This is a genomic window from Caballeronia sp. LZ003, from assembly GCF_031451465.1.
Taxonomy (GTDB): Bacteria; Pseudomonadota; Gammaproteobacteria; order Burkholderiales; family Burkholderiaceae; genus Caballeronia.
Map to the genome: position 1 here is coordinate 93,177 of NZ_JARUXJ010000004.1, position 22,377 is coordinate 115,553.

Consider the following 22,377-nt stretch of genomic DNA (forward strand, 5'->3'; position numbering starts at 1 on the left):
ATGAGCACACAGATGCAGCGCCCGCTCGTCTTCGACGCCGTCGTGATCGGCGCGTCGGCGGGCGGCGTCGAGGCGCTGAATCTGCTGTTGCCGGCGCTGCCGAAAGCGTTCGCGCCGTCGGTTCTCGTCGTGGTGCATGTGCGGCAGGGTCAGCCGAGCCTGTTGCCCGACCTGTTCGCGCAACGCTGTGCAATCGCTGTGCGCGAACCCTTCGACAAGGACGAGATCGCGCCGGGCACGGTGTATTTCGCGCCGCCGGGGTATCACATGCTGGTCGAGGCGGAAGATGGCGCGGCGCCTTCCATCGCGCTGTCGGTCGATCCGCCCGTGCGCTTTTCGCGGCCATCGGTGGATGTGTTGTTCGAATCGGCGGCGCACGCGTATCGCGAGCGGCTGCTCGGCATCGTGCTGTCGGGCGCCAACGACGATGGCGCGCGCGGCGCGCTGGCGATTCGCGATGCGGGCGGCGCGTGTTGGGCGCAGGACCCGCGCACGGCTTCCTCGTCCGCGATGCCGCTTGCGGCTATCGAAAACGGCGCGGTCCGAGAGGTCCTGACGCTGGAGCAAATGGTGACGCGTCTTTCCACGCGCATCGGGTACTTATCAGAGAATAAGTTAGGCAATGAGGCAGGCAATGAAGCTGGAAGCGACGCAGGAAGCAAAACAGGCAATGCAGGCAATGCAGGCAAGGGGAGCCGCTAAATGACGCAACCCATTTATGTGCTGATCGTCGATGACATCCGCAACAACATCACCGCACTCGAGGCGTCGCTGGCCCGGCCGGATCTCTCGGTGCTGAAGGCGGAATCGGGACCGGCCGCGCTCGAACTGCTGCTCAAGCACGACGTCGCGCTCGCCATTCTCGATGTCAACATGCCCGGCATGGACGGCTTCGAACTTGCCGAACTCATGCGCGGCAGTCCGCGTACGGCGCATGTGCCGATCATCTTTCTGACCGCGACCGCGCAGGATGGCAACCGCACGTTTCGCGGCTACGAAGCGGGCGCGGTGGACTTTCTCTACAAGCCGTTCGATTCGCGCATCCTCAATTCGAAGGTAGATGTCTTCATTCAGATGGAGCGTCAAAAGCAGCAACTCGCGACGCAACTCGCAACCGTACAGCAACTGCTCGATGCTAACGAGATGCTCATGGCCGTGCTCGGTCACGACCTGCGCACGCCGCTGTCGGCCGTGATCGCTTCGGCGGAATATCTCGCGCGCTTCGTGCCGGACGAGAATGTCGCGAATATCGGCAACCGCATCAAGTCGAGCGGCATGCGCATGGTTCGCATGGTCGATCAGTTGCTGAACCTTGCGCGTCTGCGCGGCGGCCGCGTGACCTTGCAGCCGCGTTCCGTGGAACTCGCGACGCTCGCGAAGAATATCGTCGAGGAATATGAGGCGCGCGTAGGCAAGGGGCGCATCTTCGTGCTGCGCCACGGCGATACGCTTTTGCAAGGCGACGGCGATCTGCTTTCGCAAGTGTTTTCGAATCTCATCGGCAACGCGTTGCAGCACGGGCTCGAAGGCTCGGCCATTCAAGTGCGTCTCGAAGGCGGCAAGGACGACGTGACCATCGTCGTGCAGAACGCGGGCGAGATTCCGCCTGAAGTGGTGCCGACCATCTTTGCGCCGTATCGCTCGGGGCGGCGTCAGAGCGAGTCCAGCGGCCTCGGGCTCGGCCTCTACATCACGCGCGAAATCACCGAAATGCATGGCGGCGACGTGACGGTGCAATCGTCCGCGCAGGCGGGCACGGTGTTCGAAGTGCATCTGCCGCGCACGCCGCGTCCGCGTCCTGGCGAACGCACGGATTCCGCGCAGCCGTTCCGTCTCAGCTGAAGCGCGAAATCGAGCTGATCCTGAAGCGTTTCGATACGCCGTCTACAATGCGGCCTATCAACGCTTACGAGGGGAATGCGCGATGCCTGGCCCGGATCTGGATACGAGAATCGAAACCTATTACGTGCACGTGAAGGGCGTCGTGCAGGGCGTGGGCTTTCGACATCACACCGTGAGGCGCGCGCATGCGCTCGGCGTGCGCGGCTGGGTCGCGAATCTCGAAGACGGCTCGGTGGAGGCGATAGTACAAGGCGCGGCCAATCAAGTCGACTTGATGCTCGAATGGCTGCGACGCGGGCCGCCGCATGCCCGCGTCACCGAGTTCTTCAGCGAAGAACGCTACGTAGAAAAGCGCTACGAGCGCTTCGAGCAGCACTGAATCAACGCGCCACCAACAAACTCTCCGCGAACTGCCATTCCTCGTCGCGCCACTGATGCGAGCATTCGAAGCCCGCGTCGGCGGCCATCGGCGCAACTTCATCGGCGGCGTACTTGTGGCTGCTTTCCGTCCAGATCGTCTCGCCTTCGCGGAACTCGACACGTAGATCCGCACTTGGCACATGCGCCGTCAGCGCACGCTTGGCTCGCAGATGCATTTCGATACTGCGTGCTTCGGAATTGAAGCGCGCGACGTGCTCGAAGGCATCGAGCGGAAAATCGCCACCCAGTTCGCGGTTGATGCGCGCCAGCAAGTTCAGGTTGAATGCAGCCGTCACGCCGATGGGATCGTCGTACGCGGCGATTAACGTCGGCAGCGGTTTGAGAAGGTCGGTGCCGAGCAAAAGGGCATCGCCGGGAGCGAGCATGCTGCGTATCGACTGTAGAAACTTGGTCGCCGCGAGCCGCGAAAAATTCCCGATGGTGCTGCCGAGAAACAGCACGAGCAGCCTTTCGCCTTCCTTCCGTTTGGCGCTGACTTCCGACAAGCCGGCCAGATAATCGCGCTCATAACCGACGATCGAAATGCGCTCGATATCGCCCAGTTCCCGGCGGCACAACTGCAAAGCGGTGCGCGATATTTCAATCGGGTAATAGGCGGTGGGCTGCTTTTTACAAAGCGCCTCCAGAATGCGGCGCGTCTTGCGGCCGCTGCCGCTGCCGAGTTCGGCGACCTTCACGTTGCCCGGCATTGCCGCGACGATATCGGCAGCATGTTCCGTGAGCACGCGCTCTTCGGCGCGCGTCACGCCGTATTCGGGCAGCGCAGTGATGACTTCGAAGAGGGCCGAGCCCACTTCGTCATACAGATACATGGATGGCAATTCTTTTTGCGGCTCTTTCGACAACCCGGCGCGGACGGCCTCGGCAAAGGCGCTGTCGACGCGGGTGGATAGGGCGGGTTGAATCATGACGTCTCCATCTATGCGGCGTTTTATTCGCGTGCCGTCCTTCGTTGCAACGGCGCGGCGCTTGGATGCTGCTGATGCAATGACGTGAGCGGCTTCGCTCGAATCAGGCAGGTGAAACCGTTGGGTTAGATATGAAGAGTCGCCCATCGGCATGACGGGTTGAAGACAACGTCGCGCTCGGTGAAGTTCATCCGGCGCGAGAAGCGAACTAGCGAAGCAAAAAACGCGCACGACCCAAGGCGAAGTTTGAAGCACGCTCTGAATAGCGTCGATGCACAGCGTTTAGAATGCGCAGTTCCCGCTTCGCTCGAGCTTTCACTCATTGATGAATCAGCACGTTCTCGGGCGCGGCATCGCGCTTTCCGTTGTCGCATCGGCGCTCTTCGCGCTCATGTCGGGCTACACCAAATGGCTCGCGCCGCTCGATGGCCTCGACATCTTCGCCTGGCGCATCGTGTGGACCATGCCCGGCGCGCTGCTGCTCGTCGCCTTGCGTAATCGCTGGCCGCAATTGTGCGCGCTCATTGGAAAGCTTGCTCGAACCCCGAGTCTGCTTTTGGCGTTCGCCACGGTCGCCGCCTTGCTTGGCCTGCAATTATGGATTTTTCTTTGGGCGCCGTTGCATGGACGCGCGCTCGAAGTGTCGCTTGGCTACTTTTTGTTGCCCCTCGGGATGGTCCTGCTGGGTCGCTTTTACTATCACGAAGCGCTCGATCGTCTGCAATGGGCGGGCGTCATTGCGGCGGCGCTTGGCGTGGCGCATGAGCTTGTCGTGTCGCATGCGTTCGCTTGGCCGACGCTCGTCGTCGTGCTCGGCTATCCACCGTATTTCATCTTGCGGCGACGCCTGAACGCGGACCCGCTCGTTTCCTTCGCGATAGAGATGATGTTGCTCGCGCCGGTCGCAATCGTCATGTTGTTCGCACGGAATTCGTTTTCTATGGCTGCAAGCGACGCGCGCTTGTGGATGCTGTTGCTTCCCGGACTCGGCGCGTTGAGCACGGTTGCGCTCGCGTCTTACCTGCGCGCGAGCCGTTATTTGCCGCTCGCGCTCTTCGGCATTCTGGGCTATGTCGAACCGGTCTTGCTGGTCGGCGTGGCAGTGCTCGTACTCGGCAAGCCGTTCTCGACGACGCAACTCGGAACCTATGTGCCCATCTGGATTGCCGTGGCGCTGACCGCCGTGCACAGCGCGCGGCTGCTACGGCGTGAACGCATGTCGGCGGCGAGTTTGCCGGTCAGCGAACATCACGCGAGTATTGAGCATGAGATTGGCGCGGAACACAGCGAGCGCGTGGCGCCGATGCAATAAAAAAGGCGAGCCCGTGAGCTCGCCTTGCCTGAACGCATCGATGCAACCGATGCGCGATGCGCCTACGCGCAGCCTCCCTGATTGCCTGCTGCGTCAACTGTTCGCATCGGCGGCCGTTTTTTGCGTCGCTGGATTTCGCGACTTGTTACTTGTCGGCCTTCGTTTTGGCTCCCCACCGGCACCTTCGCTGCGCCCCGTTAAACCTTGATGCGCTGTTTTTTTCGTCGCGATGCCGATGAAAACGCCGCGCTTCAGTAGCGCGTTGACGTCCGTCTGGTGACAAAGGGTAACGAGTCGCGAGCAAATGAAACGGCGCGTTAAAACGCCGAGCGTCGTGGAACGTCTTTACCGATTCAACATGCCAAGTGTTACGGCCAAACACATATGTCGGCATTTATAGCAGCGCCGTGGAAATACTTCGACATCCGAACGAATGCCTGCCGCAGGACCAACTTGTAAGCGTTGAAATGTACGGTTACCAACTGCATCAGTTATTTCTTCATCGCCTGCTTAAGATGACTCTACGAACCCGGCTCACGGGAATTGGAGAGTCTCATGAAACGCGCAGCACTTGTCTTGTTGATGATCGGAAGTCTGTCGGTGGCAGGACAAGCGTCGGCCCACGGGCGCGGCGGCGGCTACAGCGGCCACGGTGATGGCGGCAATGGCGGCGCGATTGTCGGCGCGTTGATCGGCGGCGCTGTGCTGGGTGCCATCGTGAGCTCGGTGGCGAATGCGCAGCCTGTCTACGCACAGCCGGCTTATGCGCAACCGGCTTATGCGCAGCCCATGTACGCGCAACCTGCCGTTCCTCCCGGCTATTGCTACGACGGCTATCGCCGCGCCTACGTGCCGTGCGCGCCCGCTGGCTACGGATATTGATTGCCCGACCATCACCGCCAAGCGGCACGACGTTTGCGCTAACAAGTCCACGTGCGTTGCAGCGTCTCTGCGGCCTGGACGGACGATGGATGGACACGTGAAACGCAAACTTTTGGAGACTTGCTATGAACGCGACTAAGAAGCTGGTGATCTCGGCACTGGTGTTAGGTCTTTCGGGCGGTGTCTACGCGCAGGCCGGAGGCGGAGGCGGCGCAGGTGGTGGTGCGGGCGGCGGCGCAGGCGGTGGCGGCGGCGCGGGCATGGGGTCGGCAGGTGCGGGCGGCAATGGCGCCGCGGGCGCTGGCGCCGGCATGGGCGCGTCCGGCAAAGGTGGTGGCGTTGGCATGAGCGGCGCGACAGGCACGGGTGTCGGCGGCTCGTCGGATGGCACGAGCGGAACCGGCACAGGCGCGAAGAGTGGCATGAACAACGGGGTCAACAACAACATGAACCCGGGAACCATGCAGCGCAGCACGCCGGACAGTACCGGCAACGCTAACGGTGCACAAAAGAGCTACTGATGTCGTGGTATGTGTACGCTAGCGCGCATGCAGGTGCGATCGCCGGGGCAGGTTGCGGCATCCGCTATGCAGCGGCGCGCGAAGAACGAAAGATTGAATAGGGAATAACGTTTTACTGCTCGGTCGCGGACGCTGCGCTTGCCGCCGCTGCCGGCTCGAATGTCTTGACGCGCAAACTGACCTTCTCGGCATAAGCGCGTGAACCGCCGTAGCTCTTCAGCGCGGCGTCGATATCGCCCTGTGCGGACTTCAGATAGCCGTGCAGGATAGCCGAACCGACTTCGATATTGGTTTCCGGTTCTGTCAAATCCACATCGCGAACCAACTTCTTGTGAGCGGAAGGCACGACCTGCATGAGACCGGTTGCGTCGTTCGGGCCGTGGGCCGTTTCCTTGAAGCGCGATTCTATGGAAATGATCGCAAGCAACAATGCCGGCGGAAGCGAGTATTTCGATGAAGACGCCATTACCGCCGATGCGATGGTCTGCGCCTTTTCGCGTGCGACGCCGAACTTGCGAACGATCAATTCCGAAATCTTGTGACTGACTTGCTCTGTTTTTACGTCGTTGCCCGAGGGCGCCTGCGTGTCGTTTTGGCCGCCGGGCCGCACGGCTTCTTGCGCGCTTGCAGCTTGTGCGAGGCTGATCAGTAGAAGGATTGAGAGAATATTTCGACGCATCGGACTGGGTAATCTTGAGGAAAGCGCATTATAGCTTCATAAAAAAGTCTTGCGGATCATGGGCTTGTCTTAAATATGATGAATATTTTTGCAATTCGGTATTGCTTACCCGGTAAATCAGGTGCGCTCTGCGCGCTTCGCCGTGGGCGCTGAGATGCCAGCGCCGGCTTCATCGGAGAGACGTGCGAACATTGGAAGAGACATCAGGACGACTGCCGCCGTCGCCAAAAAGGCGCTCGCTAGTTGCCAGCGTTCGGTCTGAACGCTGCCGGAAATCAGCATCGTGGCTTGAATCGTCCCGGCCGCGACGGTTACACCAAGCGCCTTCATCAACTGCTGCGCGGTGCCCTGAAACGAAGTCGCGGCGGCGAGGCGCGGCTTCGGAACATCGGCGAAAGCGAGCGCGCCCATCGTCGCGAAACTGAGCGAGCGGCCTAATCCGCCGACGAGGAGCAGCACGAAAATGGCTGCTGCGGGCCAAGCCTGCGACATCGTCGAGCACACGACCAGAACCAGCGCAAAGATCACGCTGCCTGCGCACAGAACCGCGCGCACGGAGAATCGCCGGAGTGCGAGCGCGGTCATCGGACGCATGCAAAAGGAGCCGAGCGCGCTTGCAAAAGTCACCAGTCCGCTAGCGGACGCGCTGTAACCGAAGCCGGTCTGCAAGGTGAGCGGCACGAGAAAAGGCAGCGCACCGGCGCCCGCGCGGAAGAGGCTGCCCGCGACCGTGGCCGCGTGAAATGTCGGAATGGCAAGCAGCGAGAAGTCGATGGCAGGATTCTCCACGCGCCGGCAGTGAACGACGGTTGCCCAGAACAGTAGGAGGCCGACCGCGACGCATGCCCAGGGCAGCCCTTCGGGCATCACGCCGCGTCCCGCGCTTTCGATTCCGATCATGAACAGACTCAGCGATGTCCCTGAAAGCAGCATGCCGCGCAAATCCGGTGGCGTGCGGCTTTCAGGCGGCGAGGGCGGCAAGAGCTTCCACGTGAGGACGAGACCGATCGCGCCTACCGGGACGTTGACCCAGAAGATGCTGCGCCAGGAGAGCGCATCGGTGAGAAAGCCGCCGAGCGGCGGCCCAAGCAAGGGGCCGACAAGCGCGGGCATGGTGAGCCACGTGGTCGCTTGCAGCAGCTCTTCGCGCTTCACGCCGCGAAAGAGGATCAGGCGGCCGACGGGCACCATCATCGCGCCACCCAGACCTTGCACGATGCGTGCGCCGATGAGTTGCGGAAGATTCGCCGCCGCCGCGCAAGCGATCGACGCGAGCGTGAACGTGGCGATTGCCCACATGAAAACGCGCCGCGCGCCGAAGCGGTCGGCCACCCAGCCGCTCGCCGGAATGAAGACCGTGAGCGCAACGAGATAAGCGGTAATGGCGCCGCTCAGATGGACGGGATCGATATGCAGGTCGCGCGCCATCGTGGGAATGGCGGTCGCGACGATGGTGCCGTCCATGTTCTGCATGAAGAGCGCCGAGGCCACGACGGCAGCGGTGATGCGAAAGTTGCCGTCGTTCACGATGCAGTGTGTGCTCGCACGCTGCATGGGCGCTGCAAGGCATTTCGAGTGGATGACGAGTGCATGCCCGCCAGTCTACGCGAAGCCCGCGGAGGCGCACGGGTCGCCTCTCAATTCTGCTGTGCGATGCCTTCGGCGTATTCCAGATAGTGAGCAAGCGGCGGCGTGCCGCGTGCGGCGTCCTTCGCTTCGTCATCCCAGCGGCGCAACGCCATGGCATCTTCGGCGAACAGGCGCGCCAGAAAATGGCGCGCTTCGTCGGCATCGAATACGCCGCCTTGCAGCTGCAAACTGCGCACCGAATCGGGCGAAAGAAGCGCGTGATATGAGGCATCGATCGCGCAGAGGCAGCGCTTGGCATCCACGTGAAGGCGGATCGGTTCGAGCACGGCATCCGCGAACAGCGGGCGTAAGAACGGCAGCGCGTAATACTGGTGGAGATCGTCGATACCGCGTGTAGTCGGCGTATCGCCCTGCAAGTTCAACAGATGCCCGAGGTCGTGCAGCAATGCCGCGACGATCAACTCGCGGTGCGCGCCCGCCTGCTCCGCGAGATACGCTGTCTGCAGCGCGTGTTCGAGTTGCGTGACGGGCTCGCCGCTATAGGCAAGCGCCCCGTAGGTGTCGAAGAGATGCCGGATGTCGTTGAAGGAGAGCGCCATCTTCCAGTGCAGTGCGAGGAGAAACGGTGATTGTCGCGAGTCTTCATGACGTGCCGATGGCATTGCGCACCTGCATAAAACCACTGTTTTTAGCGTGTTACGATGCCCTTCGACCCGTCAATCATTCAATGCAGATGGCAACGTTATACGAAACGCTTGGAGTAGGCGAGCACGCAACTGAGGAAGAGATCAAGCGCGCTTATCGCAAGGCCGCGATGCGCTCGCATCCGGATCGCAACGCGGGTAACGAAGACGCCGCACGCGCGACGTTTCAAGAGATCAAGGAAGCCTACGCCATACTTTCCGATCCCGCGCAACGCGAAGTCTACGATCGCATTTTCGCGGAGGAAGTCGCGCGTCTACATAAGGCGCAAACAGAGCGCGAAGCGAAGGAGCGTGAAGTACGCGAGGCGCTCTATGCGGAATATGTATCGCTCGCCATGCGGTTCGCATCGCAAGGGCATAACCGCGATGTCGTCTTTGGCGCGCTGCTTGGACAGCAATGCGATGAAGTGCAAGCGCGGCAAATCGCGGATAGCGCGATAGCGCTGCATGATTCGCGACAGACGGCTGACGCCGAGCCAGCCGAAGAACCCGTCGTTGAAAAGAAACTGGCGGGTCCCATGGTCAATCCGCTTGGGTCCGTGTGGTTCCAGTTTCTCAACAACCTGAAGCTTTAAATCAATGCCGTGCTACGCGGCCAGTCTTTCGCCGCGCATGTTACGGTGACGCGGCGCGGGCGGATACACACACCAGTGGCCGTCGTCGTGACGGAAGAAAAACAGCGCGCGCGATGCAGCGCCCTGCAGCGTTTCCACACAAACGAAGCGGCGCCGGTCTGCGCGCGTGCGACTGAATTGCCTGACATGGACCGGCATGCTTCCGGGCGCCAGCCATTTTTCGACCTGATAGCGAAGGGATTGCTCTTTCGTGCATTTCATTCCGAGTCTCCAACACGCGGCATTCATGTTCGGGCTAACGGCCAGATGCGCTCAAGGCTTTACGCCCCGCCACTGAAATAACTATGCCGCAATGCATCACGTACCTGACAAAGCACTTTAACTCTACGCCTGAAAACCAGGCGCCTGCTCCAAGTTTGCGAAATAGCAACACGCTCACTTTGAACTGGCGGAGTACGGCTTCGAGTTGATTGAATGGTCATTCAACGCGATGGACGGGTATGTACGCGAACGGTCATATCAATGATCCGATGCGTGCGCTATCCGTCATTTGTGTAAGAGCCAGTTCCGTGCCGCGGCGCGGCATTTTTTTAGAGCGGCCGTGCGAAACTCAGTTCGTGGCCGTCGGGATCGGTGAGATGGAAGTAGCGCTCGTTCCAGGGCGCATCGCGCGGCGCGAAGTGCGGTTTCATTCCGCAGGCAAGCGCACGGCGATAAAAAGCATCCACGTCGGAGACATGAATGATGAAGCGGCCCCACCATTGAACGGGACCATGTGTTTCGGTCGTGATGTTGAGAAAGGACGTACCTAGCGCAAAAGAAGTGAATGCCTCGTTCGCGCCGCCATGCACGATACGAAAACCGAGCGCTTCGTAAAAGGCGACGGCACGAGGCATATCGTGCGTGGCGAGCGTAACGGCGCTGAGACTTTCAATGCGCGGCTCGTCTTGATTCGAATCGGTCATGTCATCCAGTGTGATGATGATGCGACACGAGCGGCAGCACGTTCAAATCCGGATGCGTACCATCGACGATACTTCGGCCGACATGCCGCGCGTCGTCGGCTGCGTCGTCGGGAGTCTTGAACGCGTCGTCGCCATCGGAATGGAAATGCACGGCGTCGCCAGGTCTTTGCGCATGCGTGCCGGGTCTGCATACATAGGCAATATAAACGTAGCTGTTAGACGCGGATTCAGGCGCTGCCTTGATTTGCGGCAGTGCATGAATCTCGAAGCCTTCGTATTCGAAAACGTGACACTTCGGCGTGGGGTCGTCGGGCATGATCGCCTCCTTTCCATCTTCGCGCGGGCTATTCAACGTTACTCCTGTTGGCGCGATGAATCCATGTTTAAGCGCGTTGAAACGAACGATACGCTTGCTCCGCAGCGCGTTGGACGTTATGTTGAGCCACGGGCCTTTCGCCCGACGAGACTTCAACCATGACCGTCATCCGTCGCGTAGTGCGTGCGCTGTTTCTCGTGGTTATCGCAAGCTTAGGCTTTGCTACAGGCAACGCCGGTGCGCAGAACGAGAAGCCGTCGCTTGCACTCATCGACTGCACGCTTATCGACGATAACGCCGCGTATAACGATGCCGACATCAACCGCATCCAGAGCCAGCGCCTCGCGATGATCGGCACCGCGCTGCGCGACGACATGCGTGAGCGTGGCCTGTTCCGCATTGCCGATAACGCGCCCGCCAAGGATCTCATCGCGTCGCTTCAAGGGGCGCAAGACATGAGCGCCTGCAACGGCTGCGAACTGCGCGTTGCGCGCCAACTTGGCGTGGAGCGCGTGGGCATTTGCTGGGTGCAGAAGATCAGTAATCTAATCCTCAACATGAACCTTCGTGTGGAAGATGCCAAGAGCGGCGCCACGCTCTTTCAGCGTTCCGTCGATATACGCGGCAACACGGATCTCTCGTGGCAGCGCGGCGCCAAGGCGCTCGTCGTCCTGCTCGCCGACGATCCTTCGATGAAGCCCTGACGCGGCGATTGAACCCACGGAAACGAATTCGGGAGTTTCTCCCGCCTTCCGGCGTTGCCAGAGCGGCGCATGTTGGGCTAAGTTCCATTCGGGCACGCCCGTTCGACGCGGTCGCGGTGCCTGTCAAAACAAATTCGATTCGAACACGAATCAAAGCCGGAGACGACCATGCAAGCCAGATACAGGGCGGCGCGCTTTGCCTGCGCGTCGGTACTCGCGCCGACGCTCGCGCTTGCCGCAAGCTCCACGCACGCGGCCACGCCCACCGCCTACGTGACGACCGAGTCCGCCGGTGTCGGCGTCATCGATCTGGGCGATCTCTCGCTCAAGCAAACTTTCGATGTGGGCAAAGACGGTCCGCGCGGCCTGAGTCTCAACAAGGAAGGAACACGCCTTTACGTCGCGAACAAGGAGACAGCGGACCTTTCGGAGATCGATACATCGACGGGTAAGGTCGTGCGGCGCGTGAAGATCGGCAAGAATCCGGAGTTCGTGCGCGTGCGTGGCGGCTTCGCTTACGTGACCTACGAGCCGGGCGAATCCGGCGGTCCCCCGAAGCCTGGTCAACTCGAAAAGGACGATGACGATCCCAATGCGCCGCCCGCCGAGATCGCCATCGTCGATCTCAAGACGCTTAAGGTTCTGCGCTCGGTCAAGAGCGGACACGAAACGGAAGGCGTGGAATTCTCGGCCGATGGCAAGTCCATTCTCGTGACCAATGAAGGTGACGACACGGTGTCGGTGTATCGCGTGGGCAGCGGCAAGTTCGTGCGCACGGTCACGTTGCCGAAAGGTTCGCGCCCACGCGGCATCAAGGTATCGCCGGATGGCAAGCAGTATGTCGTGACGCTCGAGAACACGAACAAGTTCACCGTGCTCGATGCGGCCGATCTAAAGATCGTCAAGACCGTCGACACGAAGACGGGCCCGTATGGCGTATCGTTCGATCCTTCGGGCAAGCGTCTTCTCGTTGCCGCTTCGCGCGACAAGACCTTGCAAGTCTTCGATGGCAAAAGCTTCGAGCACTTAAGCGATGTACCGATTGGTCAACGTTGCTGGCACTTCAGCTTCACGCCCGATGGCTCGAAGATTCTCTTTGCATGTGGACGGTCCAACGCCGTGTATGTGCTCGATGCATCGAACTATCAGACGGTCAAGCAGATCGGTGATCTACCGCTCGCATGGGGCATCGTGACGTATCCGCCGAGCGCGGGATCGATCGAAGGGCGTTGAGCTTGATGCATGAAACGTGATGGCCGCCATGCGCGGCCATTTCGGTTTGTGCCTTGCATCGTTTCGTAAAGGAATCCGCGCCGCTCAAGAGAGCGCTGGTAGTATCGGGACAGGCTCGACGGCGAGGTGCACCATGTTCACATTGGCCGAGGCTTTCCAGGAGCTCCTGGATTCGCCCTCACGTAAGCGTCTGTTGATCGCAGCTCAAGGCGGCACTGCCAATTGTCATTGGCTACCCGCATACGTCGGCAAGCATGGCGAGTTTCGTTGCGACCCGCGCGCTGCTAACATTGAAATAGACGACGATGCCGCCGAAGCAATCCGCCTCTTCTCCGCTGGTTCGCTTTCTTCATGCGCGCTCGTCGTGCATCTGGGTGAGCTTGGCGTCGGCGCACTCGTCATGGGTCCCGAATCGCCAAGCGACGCCATGCGCATGCTCGAACAACTCAAGGCCAACGCGCTTGGCCGCTTTGTCGAAAACTATCTGGCGGAATTGCAGCAGCGCAGGCCAGCTAAGGTTTATCCCTTCAAGCCGCGCTGAAAAATAATTCGGATGGCTGATAAAACCATCTTTGACAATTCGAAGCAAGAAGGCGCGGATAATGTCGAGCCGAACCCGACCGCGGAAAAGCCGCTGCGCTCAACATGCCAAAGATATCCGTCGTCATCCCGACTTACAACGCAGAGCGCTTCATCGTCGAAACGCTGCAATCGTTGCTGAATCAGGACGCCGATTTCGAAGTCCTGATTCTCGATGACGCGAGCCATGACGACACGCTTGCACGCGTGCGCAGCCTGAACGACGCGCGCATTCGCATCTTTTCCCTCGAGCATAATCAGGGGCGCGCGAGCAACGCAAACCGTGGCTTTAATCTATGCCGTGGCGAATACATTGCGCGCATCGATCACGATGACATTGCCGAGCCGGGCAGACTTCGCAAGCAAGCGGAATATCTCGATGCGCATCCGCATGTCACCGTGCTCGGCACGCAAATCCGCCACTTCGGTGAAGATTCCACCGTCAGCAATTTTCCGCTCGAAGACGGCGAGATAAAGGCGCGTTTCATGATCGGCGCGGCTTACCTCGCCAATCCGAGCGTGATGTTCCGGCGCGCGTTCATCCAGCGCTTCGAGATTCGCTACGATCCGAATCTGCACATTGTGGATGATCTCGGCTTCTGGTTCGACTGCATGCTGCATGGCGCGCGCTTCGCCAACCTTGCAGAGCCTTTGACGGCATACCGGATTCATCGAGAGATGACGTCGTTGAATCTCGATGTCGTAAAGCTCTACGAAGCCAAGAAGCGCCTTTTCATGCGTATCTTTCCCACGTTCTTTCCGCGTCTCACCGGACATGACGTGCAACGCCTGTGTACGTTGCACGATTGGCCACTCAAGCCGGAAGCCGAACTCGATACATTGATCGACGCGTATCGCGCGGGCGGCGTCGCCCTTTCGCAGATCGACACGCGCTATGGTGTAAGCGCACTCGAACTCGAGTATCGAATGGTCGATATGCTCGATCGCAAATGGCGGGCGTCAGCACAGACCTATCCTCGTAGCGAAGAGGACAAGTTCCGCTGTCACCGCGCGATTGCGGAAGCAATGAGTCAACTCAAGCATGCTTGAGCGGCATACTCACTTCCACGCATAGCGCATCCCCACCCACACGCCACGCGGCGCGCCAACACCCAGAAATTGCTCGTTGGTGGTATCCGCACCGTTGAACGTGTGATTCGGTCCGTTGAAGAAGTTCTCGCCAAGAATGGCGAAGTTCGCGTAGCGCTTGTTCAACAGATTCTTTACGGTCGCATAGACCTGCAACTGCTTGGTCACGTTGTAGGTCGTATCGAGATCGATCAGAAAGTAGCCGGCAATGCTGCCATTCGTGTCCTGATTGTTCTCGTCGCCGCGCGCGAAGATGCTGCTGCGATACGTGAGGTTGCTGCCGATATTCCATTGCGGCAGCGCGTTGTAGTCGAGTCGCACCTTGACCGTATTCGCCGGAATGCCCGGAATGCGATCGCCGGAGTGAACGGTGATATTGCCGCCGTCATCCGCGCTCGAATTGCTGGCGCTGCTCTCGGTCCATGTCGAACGATAAGTCGCGTTCACGTAGCTATAGCTCGCGGCCATGCCGACCGGTCCCCATTGCGTGCGGCCCGCGAGTTCGAAGCCTTGCCTGCGCGTCTTGCCCACGTTCTGAAAGTAGCCGAGCGTGCTTGCCGCGCCCTGGCTGCTGACGAACTGGATATCGTCGGAAAGGGTCGTGCTGTAGGCCGCCGCGCTCCATGTCGTCGCGTTGCCAAGGCGTCCACGCGCGCCCACTTCGAAGGTGCGCGAAATCACCGGCTTGAGGTCGGGGTCGGCGATGAAATCGTTCGGCAGCGAGCACGGTGCGGCCGGGTCGGCGCAAGCGAGTTCGATAGCCGTAGGCGAACGCATGCCTTCGTTATACGTGGCGTAGGCGGTGAAGGAGCGCGTCGGATTCCAGTTGAAACCGATAGCCGGATTGAAGCGCGAGAACGTGTGATTGCCATCGAGTAATGGCTGCACGCCGCTCTCGTCGCCGATCACCGCCTTCGACCAGTTATAGCGCCCGGCGAGCGTCATGGACCATTGCTGCGTGAAAGAGAAGGTGTTCTCGAAGTAGATGCCCCAGTTCTGATTGCGCGTCTTGGCGTCCGTCTGCGGAACGAACGGACCCATGCCGATGGTCGCGCGGCTATCCGTGAACTCGGCATCCTGCGACGATTGCGAAAAATGCGAGTTGGCGAAGTCGCCCGCCGCACCGATCACCAACTGGTTGTCCTTGCCGAAGAGCTTGTTGAGCAAGGTGAGTTGCAGGCTTGCGCCATAGCTGTCCGTGACGATCACCGACTGGTCGTTGGTGGCCTGCGTGAGATCGATATCGTCGTCATCGTCGCCCTCCACGGTGCCGAAGTCGTCGTTGACGTTGCTGCTCACGTTCTTGTTGCGATAGTGACGGTAGTACAGATTGCCGCTCAACTGGATGTTCGGCGTGATGTAACGATCCGCCGACAGCGTGATATAGCCGACCTGATTCTCGTTGGTATCTGGGAACGTATAGGCTTGCTTGAAGTTGTTGAGGAACGAGCGCGGGATCGTCTGCGAGCCGTTTAGCGTGTTGTCCGCACCGCCCATCGAAAGGGAGATGGTCGTATCGGCGTCGGTGTAGCGCAGCTTGCCGAAGGCCTGGCGCAAGCGGCTCGAATTCTGCGCCGCCCAGCCGTTATCGTTCGTGATGTTGGCCGTGAAGTAGTAGTCGAGATGATCGCCGATCAACCCGCCTTGTTCGAACTGCGCCACCTTGCGGCCGAACGAACCGAAGCTCACATCCACCGCGCCGCCAGGGTTGTCCCGGCCGTTCTTCGTTGTCACCGCGATTGCGCCACCCAGCGTGTTCAAGCCGAACGTCGGGTTCGAGCCGGGAATGATCTGCATCGTGCTGATGGCGGCCTGCGGAATCAGGTCCCAGTTCACGACATCGCCGAACGGCTCGTTGATGCGTACGCCATCCAGAAACACCGAAAGGCCCTGCGGCGTTCCGAGCAGCGGCGAAGCCGTGAAGCCGCGATAGAGAATGTCCGTCTGCGATGGGTTGCCTTGCGCGTCGTTGATATCGACGCTGCCGCCGTTCTTCTGCAAATCATCGGTGATGGTCTGGGAATGCTGCTCGTCGATCTGGCTGCCCTTGATGGTCTGCACGTTCGCGGGCACCTTTTCGAGCGGCGTGCCGACGCCGATGAGCGGTGTCGTGCCCACCACGACTACCGTGGGCAAGTCGGTATTCGGCGGCGGACTCGCTTCGACGACCGGTGCCACAACGGCGGGAGGCACCTCTGGAGCGCTTGCCGCCTGCGCCCATGCGCCGACGGTGATGCTGGCGAACGCACCGCCGAACACGAGCCGCAATCCGGCTCGGGGTTTGAACCGATGCGCTGACTTGCGCTCGCGCGGCATGCTTCTCATCGTCGTCTCCTCTTGTTATTGCAATGTCTTGAGGTAAGTTCCTTTCATTGAAAGCGTCGCATAAGAACACGCGCGCGCACCGGGAGCTTTTCCCGATTCAGCAGGGAAGCGTTCCCAATCGCACAAACGGTGTCGGGCCCGAGGATGAAGCCGTGCGTAGAATGCATTCCGTGATACCAAACGAATCTCTTCCCTCGCTCTCCGAACGCCCGCCCGCGCGTTCCATGCGCTCGACCGTATGGAGCGATCTCGCCTGCGTCGTTCTTATCACGGTGCTGGCCGGCATGCTGTTCGCGGCCTTCGACTTCAACGAGTTCACCTACCGATGGACGCGCAGCGCCGAGCGTTTCCAGCTCGATGAATTGCCTGCCACGCTCGTCGTGCTCGCAATCGGCTTCGCGTGGTTCGCGTGGCGGCGCTACCGTCAGGCGCAGCGTGAAGTTCGGCGGCGCCGGGCGCTGGAGGAAGAGGCGGAGCATCTGCTCGCGGAAAACCGCAGGCTCGCGAGTCAGGCCATTGCCGCGCAGGAAACCGAGCGCCGGCATCTCGCGCGCGAACTGCATGACGAACTGGGTCAGTACCTCAATGCCATTTCGCTCGATGCAGGGCGCATCCGCGATTTATCGCTCGAACGCGAGCCTGAAGTGCATCGTCTTTCGCTTGCGCTCATGCAAAGCGCGACGCATGTGTACCGCGAAATCGGCGGAATGATCCGCAAGCTGCGTCCGATCGGTCTCGATGAATTCGGCTTGCCGACCGCACTCGAACATTGCGTGGACGGTTGGCGCGAGCGCTTGCCCGATGCGGTGTTTACGCTAGCCGTCGATGGCGACTTCGACAATCTCAACGATGCGCTCAACATCACGCTCTACCGTCTCGTGCAGGAAGGCCTGACCAACGTGTCGAAATTCGCGCGCGATTCACGCGTCGAGATTTACCTGGCGCGTGCGCCGGCAGGCGAGATCGTGGTGACGATGACCGACGATGGACCGGGCGTCGATCTCGCGAAGCCGCGCATGGGGTTGGGTCTCATTGGCATGCGCGAACGCGTGGAAGCGCTCGGCGGCGAATTTCATATCGCCAGTCAACCCGGTGCGGGCTTCCTGTTTTGCGCGCGCGTTCCGGCTCAGGCGGGACTGCCGTTGCCTAGCGAACTGAACGAAGGAGCGAACGGCGCGTCGGTGAAATCGGCGAAATGAAGGCCTAGCCGGTTTGCTATTTGCGCGAGTTGCACGCCGTTATCGGCGCCGAATTTCTGCCGTATCACGGATTGATGGTTCGCCACTGTCTTCTGACTCAAGCCGAGTTTTTCCGCGATACTCGGCAATGTATAGCCTTGGACCAAGAGCCGCAGCACCTCGAATTCGCGTGCCGAAAGCTGACGTCCGGGCGGTCCTTCCTGAATGGTTGCGCGCAACGCCAGCGCCTGTGATATGTCAGGGCTTAGGTAACACACGCGTCGCGCGACGGAGCGTACCGCTTCGACCAGGACATCGGGTGCGCTCGCTTTCGTGACGTAGCCACGCGCGCCCGCATCGAGCGCGCGGCGCACGAAGATGGCTTCCTCGTGCACGCTGAAGATCAGGACATGCGCATGTGGCTCGCGCGCGAGCATGCGGCGCATGGCTTCTATTCCACTCGCGCCGGGCAGCGCAAGGTCCATCACCACGACATCCGGCTGCAAGGCGCAGAACTTCTGATACGCCTCCGCCGCGTTGCCCGCCTCGCCCGCGACGCTCACGTCGGGACTCAATTCGAGCAAGCGCTTGTAGCCTTCGCGCACTACGGCATGATCGTCCACCAGCAGCACGGCGATGTCGGCAGTCATGGTTGTCTCTCTCCGTTCTTGTTCGAATTGTTCTCGCGCGATTCGGCGGCAATGCGCCGCGAATTCGCATCGTTGCGAAACATGATCGGTTTTTCTTCCGGCTCCTGACGCATCGTGGCGGCCCGCACCACTTCGATCACGCGCTCGTGATGCGGGGACTTGTCGCAGACCGGGTCCGCGTTCGCGGGATCTTGCGTCAGCAGATACGCCTGACAGCGGCAGCCGCCGAGATCGATCGCTTTCTCGTCGCAACTGCGGCAGGGTTCTTTCATCCAGCCGAAGCCGCGAAATCGATTGAACGCATCGCTCTCGTACCAGATGTCCTTGAGCGGCGTCTCCGTGACGTTGGGGAACGTAAGGCCAGGCAACGAGCGCGCCGTATGACAAGGCAAGGCGGCGCCATCGGGCGCAATGCCGAGAAACACCGAGCCCCAGCCGTTCATGCAGCGCTTCGGACGACGCTCGTAGTAATCGGGCACGACGAAGTAGATCTTGCACCGGTCGCCAATCTCTTTGCGATAACGCTCGACCACCGCTTCAGCTTCCTGCAGTTGCTCGGCCGTCGGCATGAGCTGCGCGCGGTTCGCGTGCGCCCAGCCGTAATACTGCGTGTTCGCGAGTTCGAGATACTCCGCGCCCATGTCGAGCGCCATGTCGATAATGCGTCCGATATGCGGCAGGTTATAGCGATGCAGCACGCAATTGAGCACCATCGGAAAGTCGTGCGCCTTGATCATGCCGGCCACGCGCTTCTTGAGATCGAACGTCTTCGTGCTGGAAAGGAAGTCGTTGAGTTCCTGCGACGAGTCCTGAAACGAGAGTTGAATGTGATCGAGCCCCGCGTCCTTGAGTGCGGTAAGACGCTTGTCGGTGAGACCGATGCCCGACGTGATGAGGTTCGTATAAAAGCCGAGCTTGCGCGCTTCGCCGACCAGTGTTTCGAGGTCGTCGCGTAAGAGCGGCTCGCCGCCGGAAAAGCCCAGTTGCGCCGCGCCCAACGCACGCGCCTGACGCAACACGTCGAGCCATTGATCGGTGTTGAGTTCGCGCGTGTGATCCGCGTAGTTCACCGGGTTGTAGCAGAAGACGCAATGCAACGGGCATCGATACGTCAGTTCCGCAAGCAACCACAACGGCGGCGGAATGACCGCTGCTTCGGGGTCCGGCTTGGCAATCGGTTCGGACAAGTCAGTCATGCTTCACTCCAGCACTTACGCAAGCCAGCCGCGCGCACGCGCTCCGGCAATGAAAGCCCGCACGTCGTCACCGAGATTGCTCGCGCCGAACGCTTCTTCGAGATCGGCGACGAGCTTCGGGATATCGCGCGTGCCGTCGCAGCGCAAAAGAATCTGCGCCGCGCTCTGATTGAGCTTCACCATGCCTTCCGGATAAAGCAGCACATGCGCGTCCTGCGCCGGTTCCCATTGCAGACGAAACAGGCGCTTGAGTTGCGGGCGCAACGCGTCGTCCGGCGCTTCGACCGCTTCCGTGATTCGTTGAGGAGGATTGGCGTCGCTCATTGCGGGAAGGCCTTTTCGATCGAATCGAGCATGGTCCAGAGGATGTCGAGCTTGAACTGCAGGATGTCGAGCGCGCGTTGTTGCTGCTCGCGCGTGTTGAATTGCGCGAGCGTGACTTCGAGCCCGTGTTCGACATCGCGCTGCGCAAGCGACACGCGTGAACGAAAATACGCAAGCCCGTCCGGCTCGATCCACTTGTAGTGCTCGGGCCACGTCGCAAGCCGGTCCTTGTGAATCTGCGGCGCGAACATCTCCGTGAGCGACGAACACACCGACTCTTGCCACGGCGCACGACGCGCGAAATTCACGTAGGCATCGACGGCGAAGCGCACACCCGGCGTCACGAACTTGAGCGCCCAGAGATCGTCGCGCGAGAGGCCGACGGCATCGCCCAGACGCGCCCACGCCTCGATGCCGCCAGGCTGATCTTCGTAACCGTCGTGATCCAGAATGCGCAGCACCCAGCGGCGGCGCGTCTCGCGATCGGGACAATTCGCCATGAGGGCCGCATCTTTCAGCGGGATGTTGATCTGATAGTAGAAGCGGTTCGCCACCCAGCCGCGAATCTGTTCCGGCGAACAGCCGCCGCTATTCATTTTCACGTTGAAGGGATGGTGGATGTGATACGCCGTGCCTTTCGCGCGCAGTTGCTCTTCGAACTGTTCGCGCGTCCAGGCGGGGCCGGCTTTCTTCAACGCGGTGAAGATCGGGCCGGTCGTGGGATTGAGCATCGGCGTGGCGGGAAAATCGGACATCCAGTTTCTCCGGAATTCAAAGCTCGAACGTCATGCCGTCATGCGCGACTTCTATGCCGTGCTCGGACAGTATGCGCCGCTCGGGTCCATCCTCGATGAGGATCGGATTGGTGTTGTTGATGTGAATGAGCACTTTGCGCACCTTGCGCGTGTTTGCGCGGTCGATCGAATCCAGCACCTCGATCATGCCGCCCGCGCCGCTTTGCGCGAGGTGGCCCATGTCCGCGCCGGTTTTCTTCGTGAGGCCGAGGCGGATCATCTCGTCGTCGGTCCAGACGGTGCCATCGACGAGCAACAGGTCGGCTTCGCGCATGGCATCGAGCACATGCGGTTCGAGTGTCCCTAAACCCGGCGCATAGAAAGCACGCTTGCCCGTGGCCGTATTCGTGAACATGAGGCCGATGTTGTCGCCACGCTCGGGCGCCTCGCGATGCGGCGAATAAGGCGGCGCCTTGCTCGACAGCGGCAGCGCATCGACGGCAATACGCGGCAGCTCGGGCACCGTGAGCGAAGTGCCATCGAGCGCGATACGCCGCTGCTCCACGCCGCAGTAATGCGAAAGAATCGACGTAATGGGAAAGCCGGTGGACAGGTCTTGCCACACCGCGTCGGTCGTATAGAGCGGCAGCGGTGCGCCGCGCTCGCGCAACATCAAGAGTCCGGTGACGTGATCGATCTGCGCGTCCATGGTGATCACCGCGGCGATTCCGGTGTCACGCACGCGCCGCGCGGGCTGCAGTTCAGGATTCGCCGCAATCTGCGCGAGAATATCCGGCGATGCGTTCACGAGCAGCCAGTCTTCGCCGTTGTCGCTGACCGCAATCGACGACTGCGTGCGTGCCCGGGCAGCAATGGTCCCGCGCCGCACGCCATCGCAATTGCGGCAATTACAGTTCCATTGCGGAAATCCGCCACCCGCCGATGAACCCAGCACGCGGATCTTCATAACGCCTCGCTCAAAACTAGTGCCGTCATGGCCACATCCTTCTCAAGAGACCATCGCGGTCGATCAACTGATGCTTCAACGCACCAAGAAAATGCAACACGACCAGCGCGGCCATGATCCACGCCAGATAGCCGTGGATGCCGAAGAACAGGCCGCGTAACGCCTTGTCGTCCCAGCCCCATTGTGGCAGAAGCACACCCCAGAAGCGCGTGCCGAACTTGTTGAACGACGAACCGAGGTATCCGGTGAGCGGCATTGCCACCATGCCAACGTATAAAAGAGCCTGCGTGATGCTCGCGGCGGCGCGTTGCCACGTCTGCATCGGCGGTAGAGGCGGCCGGCCGTAGACCAGTCGCACTACGATTCGAAGCAGCACCAGCAGGAAAACGGTCAGGCCCAGCGACTTGTGGAAGTTGATGAGCGACGACTTGAAGGCCAGCCCGCGCGGCAGGCCGACCATATAGAAGCCGATGCACAGCATCGCGATGATGGCGATGGCGATCAGCCAGTGCAGCGCGATCAGCGGACGGGCGAAATGCTCGTCCGACGCCTCCACGCCGGGGCGTATGGCAGCGGGCGTTTTCGCTGCGCTCATGTCGTCTCTCCGTTGGAAGGGGTTCGGTCTCTTGGTAACAGGTCCACCGGGTCCATTCTTATCGTCTG

General features: G+C 60.7%; 26 protein-coding genes. 12 read left to right on the plus strand and 14 right to left on the minus strand.

The features are described 5' to 3' along the window. From QCE79_RS24505 to QCE79_RS24515, 3 genes are all read left to right on the plus strand, one after another. The gene (locus QCE79_RS24505) at window positions 1–702 is read left to right on the plus strand and encodes a chemotaxis protein CheB (RefSeq protein ID WP_309848340.1); all 702 of its coding nucleotides are present in this window, start codon (window positions 1–3) and stop codon (window positions 700–702) included. Then, window positions 703–1,842 carry a hybrid sensor histidine kinase/response regulator gene (locus tag QCE79_RS24510; RefSeq protein WP_250467569.1) on the plus strand — a complete coding sequence of 380 codons (1,140 nt, stop codon included), beginning with the start codon at window positions 703–705 and terminating at the stop codon, window positions 1,840–1,842. It begins immediately after the preceding gene. Window positions 1,843–1,924: 82 nt separating this feature from the next. Further along, complete coding sequence (locus QCE79_RS24515) at window positions 1,925–2,221, plus strand: acylphosphatase (protein WP_244828851.1); 297 nt, start codon at window positions 1,925–1,927, stop codon at window positions 2,219–2,221. 1 nt (window position 2,222) lies between these two features. On the opposite strand, the gene egtD is transcribed toward QCE79_RS24515, so the two are convergent. Then, window positions 2,223–3,191, minus strand: coding sequence for an L-histidine N(alpha)-methyltransferase (gene egtD / locus QCE79_RS24520; RefSeq protein ID WP_244828850.1), 969 nt, complete (start codon window positions 3,189–3,191; stop codon window positions 2,223–2,225). Between the two features lie 325 nt (window positions 3,192–3,516). On the opposite strand from egtD, the gene rarD reads away from it, so the two are divergent. From rarD to QCE79_RS24535, 3 genes are all read left to right on the plus strand, one after another. Beyond that, the gene (rarD, locus tag QCE79_RS24525) at window positions 3,517–4,503 is read left to right on the plus strand and encodes an EamA family transporter RarD (protein WP_309848341.1); all 987 of its coding nucleotides are present in this window, start codon (window positions 3,517–3,519) and stop codon (window positions 4,501–4,503) included. Between the two features lie 555 nt (window positions 4,504–5,058). Beyond that, window positions 5,059–5,385: a hypothetical protein gene (locus QCE79_RS24530; protein ID WP_309848342.1), complete on the plus strand. Its 327-nt coding sequence runs from the start codon at window positions 5,059–5,061 to the stop codon at window positions 5,383–5,385. Between the two features lie 125 nt (window positions 5,386–5,510). After that, a complete protein-coding gene (locus QCE79_RS24535; protein ID WP_250492940.1) occupies window positions 5,511–5,906 on the plus strand; it encodes a hypothetical protein in 396 nt (131 codons plus the stop codon). Between the two features lie 112 nt (window positions 5,907–6,018). Here the strand turns inward: QCE79_RS24535 and QCE79_RS24540 are convergent, their stop codons facing one another. The 3 genes from QCE79_RS24540 to QCE79_RS24550 form a co-directional block, all read right to left on the minus strand. Next, complete coding sequence (locus QCE79_RS24540; RefSeq protein ID WP_250467564.1) at window positions 6,019–6,585, minus strand: transglycosylase SLT domain-containing protein; 567 nt, start codon at window positions 6,583–6,585, stop codon at window positions 6,019–6,021. A 117-nt stretch (window positions 6,586–6,702) separates the two neighbouring features. Beyond that, complete coding sequence (locus tag QCE79_RS24545; RefSeq protein WP_404989412.1) at window positions 6,703–8,139, minus strand: DHA2 family efflux MFS transporter permease subunit; 1,437 nt, start codon at window positions 8,137–8,139, stop codon at window positions 6,703–6,705. Window positions 8,140–8,222: 83 nt separating this feature from the next. Further along, window positions 8,223–8,774 carry a phosphonate degradation HD-domain oxygenase gene (locus QCE79_RS24550; RefSeq protein ID WP_309850533.1) on the minus strand — a complete coding sequence of 184 codons (552 nt, stop codon included), beginning with the start codon at window positions 8,772–8,774 and terminating at the stop codon, window positions 8,223–8,225. Window positions 8,775–8,908: 134 nt separating this feature from the next. Between QCE79_RS24550 and QCE79_RS24555 the strand changes: the two genes are divergently transcribed. After that, complete coding sequence (locus QCE79_RS24555; protein ID WP_309848343.1) at window positions 8,909–9,454, plus strand: DnaJ domain-containing protein; 546 nt, start codon at window positions 8,909–8,911, stop codon at window positions 9,452–9,454. A 12-nt stretch (window positions 9,455–9,466) separates the two neighbouring features. On the opposite strand, the gene QCE79_RS24560 is transcribed toward QCE79_RS24555, so the two are convergent. The 3 genes from QCE79_RS24560 to QCE79_RS24570 form a co-directional block, all read right to left on the minus strand. Further along, the gene (locus QCE79_RS24560) at window positions 9,467–9,715 is read right to left on the minus strand and encodes a hypothetical protein (protein ID WP_244828844.1); all 249 of its coding nucleotides are present in this window, start codon (window positions 9,713–9,715) and stop codon (window positions 9,467–9,469) included. A gap of 329 nt (window positions 9,716–10,044) precedes the next feature. Next, the gene (locus QCE79_RS24565) at window positions 10,045–10,419 is read right to left on the minus strand and encodes a VOC family protein (RefSeq protein ID WP_250467560.1); all 375 of its coding nucleotides are present in this window, start codon (window positions 10,417–10,419) and stop codon (window positions 10,045–10,047) included. Between the two features lies 1 nt (window position 10,420). Further along, window positions 10,421–10,735, minus strand: a complete 315-nt coding sequence (locus QCE79_RS24570; RefSeq protein ID WP_309848344.1) for a hypothetical protein — start codon at window positions 10,733–10,735, stop codon at window positions 10,421–10,423. Window positions 10,736–10,893: 158 nt separating this feature from the next. Here QCE79_RS24570 and QCE79_RS24575 point away from each other — a divergent pair, with 158 nt between their 5' ends. The 4 genes from QCE79_RS24575 to QCE79_RS24590 all read left to right on the plus strand — a co-directional run bounded on the left by QCE79_RS24575 (window position 10,894) and on the right by QCE79_RS24590 (window position 14,301). Next, a complete protein-coding gene (locus tag QCE79_RS24575; protein ID WP_244828841.1) occupies window positions 10,894–11,439 on the plus strand; it encodes a DUF3280 domain-containing protein in 546 nt (181 codons plus the stop codon). Window positions 11,440–11,607: 168 nt separating this feature from the next. Further along, the gene (locus tag QCE79_RS24580; protein ID WP_250510429.1) at window positions 11,608–12,672 is read left to right on the plus strand and encodes a beta-propeller fold lactonase family protein; all 1,065 of its coding nucleotides are present in this window, start codon (window positions 11,608–11,610) and stop codon (window positions 12,670–12,672) included. 133 nt (window positions 12,673–12,805) lie between these two features. After that, on the plus strand, window positions 12,806–13,213 hold the full coding sequence (locus QCE79_RS24585) for a hypothetical protein (protein ID WP_244828839.1): 408 nt from the start codon (window positions 12,806–12,808) through the stop codon (window positions 13,211–13,213). Between the two features lie 104 nt (window positions 13,214–13,317). Further along, complete coding sequence (locus QCE79_RS24590) at window positions 13,318–14,301, plus strand: glycosyltransferase (protein WP_244828838.1); 984 nt, start codon at window positions 13,318–13,320, stop codon at window positions 14,299–14,301. 9 nt (window positions 14,302–14,310) lie between these two features. Here the strand turns inward: QCE79_RS24590 and QCE79_RS24595 are convergent, their stop codons facing one another. Further along, on the minus strand, window positions 14,311–16,665 hold the full coding sequence (locus QCE79_RS24595; protein WP_309848345.1) for a TonB-dependent receptor: 2,355 nt from the start codon (window positions 16,663–16,665) through the stop codon (window positions 14,311–14,313). A 161-nt stretch (window positions 16,666–16,826) separates the two neighbouring features. On the opposite strand from QCE79_RS24595, the gene QCE79_RS24600 reads away from it, so the two are divergent. Beyond that, a complete protein-coding gene (locus tag QCE79_RS24600) occupies window positions 16,827–17,864 on the plus strand; it encodes a sensor histidine kinase (protein ID WP_370652166.1) in 1,038 nt (345 codons plus the stop codon). On the opposite strand, the gene QCE79_RS24605 is transcribed toward QCE79_RS24600, so the two are convergent. Genes QCE79_RS24605 through QCE79_RS24630 form a run of 6 tightly spaced genes read right to left on the minus strand, consistent with a single transcriptional unit; the run spans window position 17,792 to window position 22,309 of the window. Beyond that, on the minus strand, window positions 17,792–18,493 hold the full coding sequence (locus QCE79_RS24605; protein WP_250467555.1) for a response regulator transcription factor: 702 nt from the start codon (window positions 18,491–18,493) through the stop codon (window positions 17,792–17,794). The two genes, QCE79_RS24600 and QCE79_RS24605, sit on opposite strands and share 73 nt — an antisense overlap. Next, a complete protein-coding gene (gene pqqE / locus QCE79_RS24610) occupies window positions 18,490–19,689 on the minus strand; it encodes a pyrroloquinoline quinone biosynthesis protein PqqE (RefSeq protein WP_250467554.1) in 1,200 nt (399 codons plus the stop codon). Before pqqE ends, QCE79_RS24605 begins: the two co-directional genes overlap by 4 nt. Before the next feature lie 15 nt (window positions 19,690–19,704). After that, window positions 19,705–20,013, minus strand: a complete 309-nt coding sequence (gene pqqD, locus QCE79_RS24615) for a pyrroloquinoline quinone biosynthesis peptide chaperone PqqD (RefSeq protein WP_250467553.1) — start codon at window positions 20,011–20,013, stop codon at window positions 19,705–19,707. After that, entirely contained in the window at window positions 20,010–20,744 is a 735-nt protein-coding gene (gene pqqC / locus QCE79_RS24620) for a pyrroloquinoline-quinone synthase PqqC (protein ID WP_309850536.1), read from the minus strand. Before pqqC ends, pqqD begins: the two co-directional genes overlap by 4 nt. A 40-nt stretch (window positions 20,745–20,784) precedes the next feature. Continuing rightward, window positions 20,785–21,714: a pyrroloquinoline quinone biosynthesis protein PqqB gene (gene pqqB, locus QCE79_RS24625; RefSeq protein WP_309848349.1), complete on the minus strand. Its 930-nt coding sequence runs from the start codon at window positions 21,712–21,714 to the stop codon at window positions 20,785–20,787. A 25-nt stretch (window positions 21,715–21,739) separates the two neighbouring features. After that, on the minus strand, window positions 21,740–22,309 hold the full coding sequence (locus QCE79_RS24630; protein WP_250527034.1) for a cytochrome b: 570 nt from the start codon (window positions 22,307–22,309) through the stop codon (window positions 21,740–21,742). Window positions 22,310–22,377: the final 68 nt, after the last annotated feature.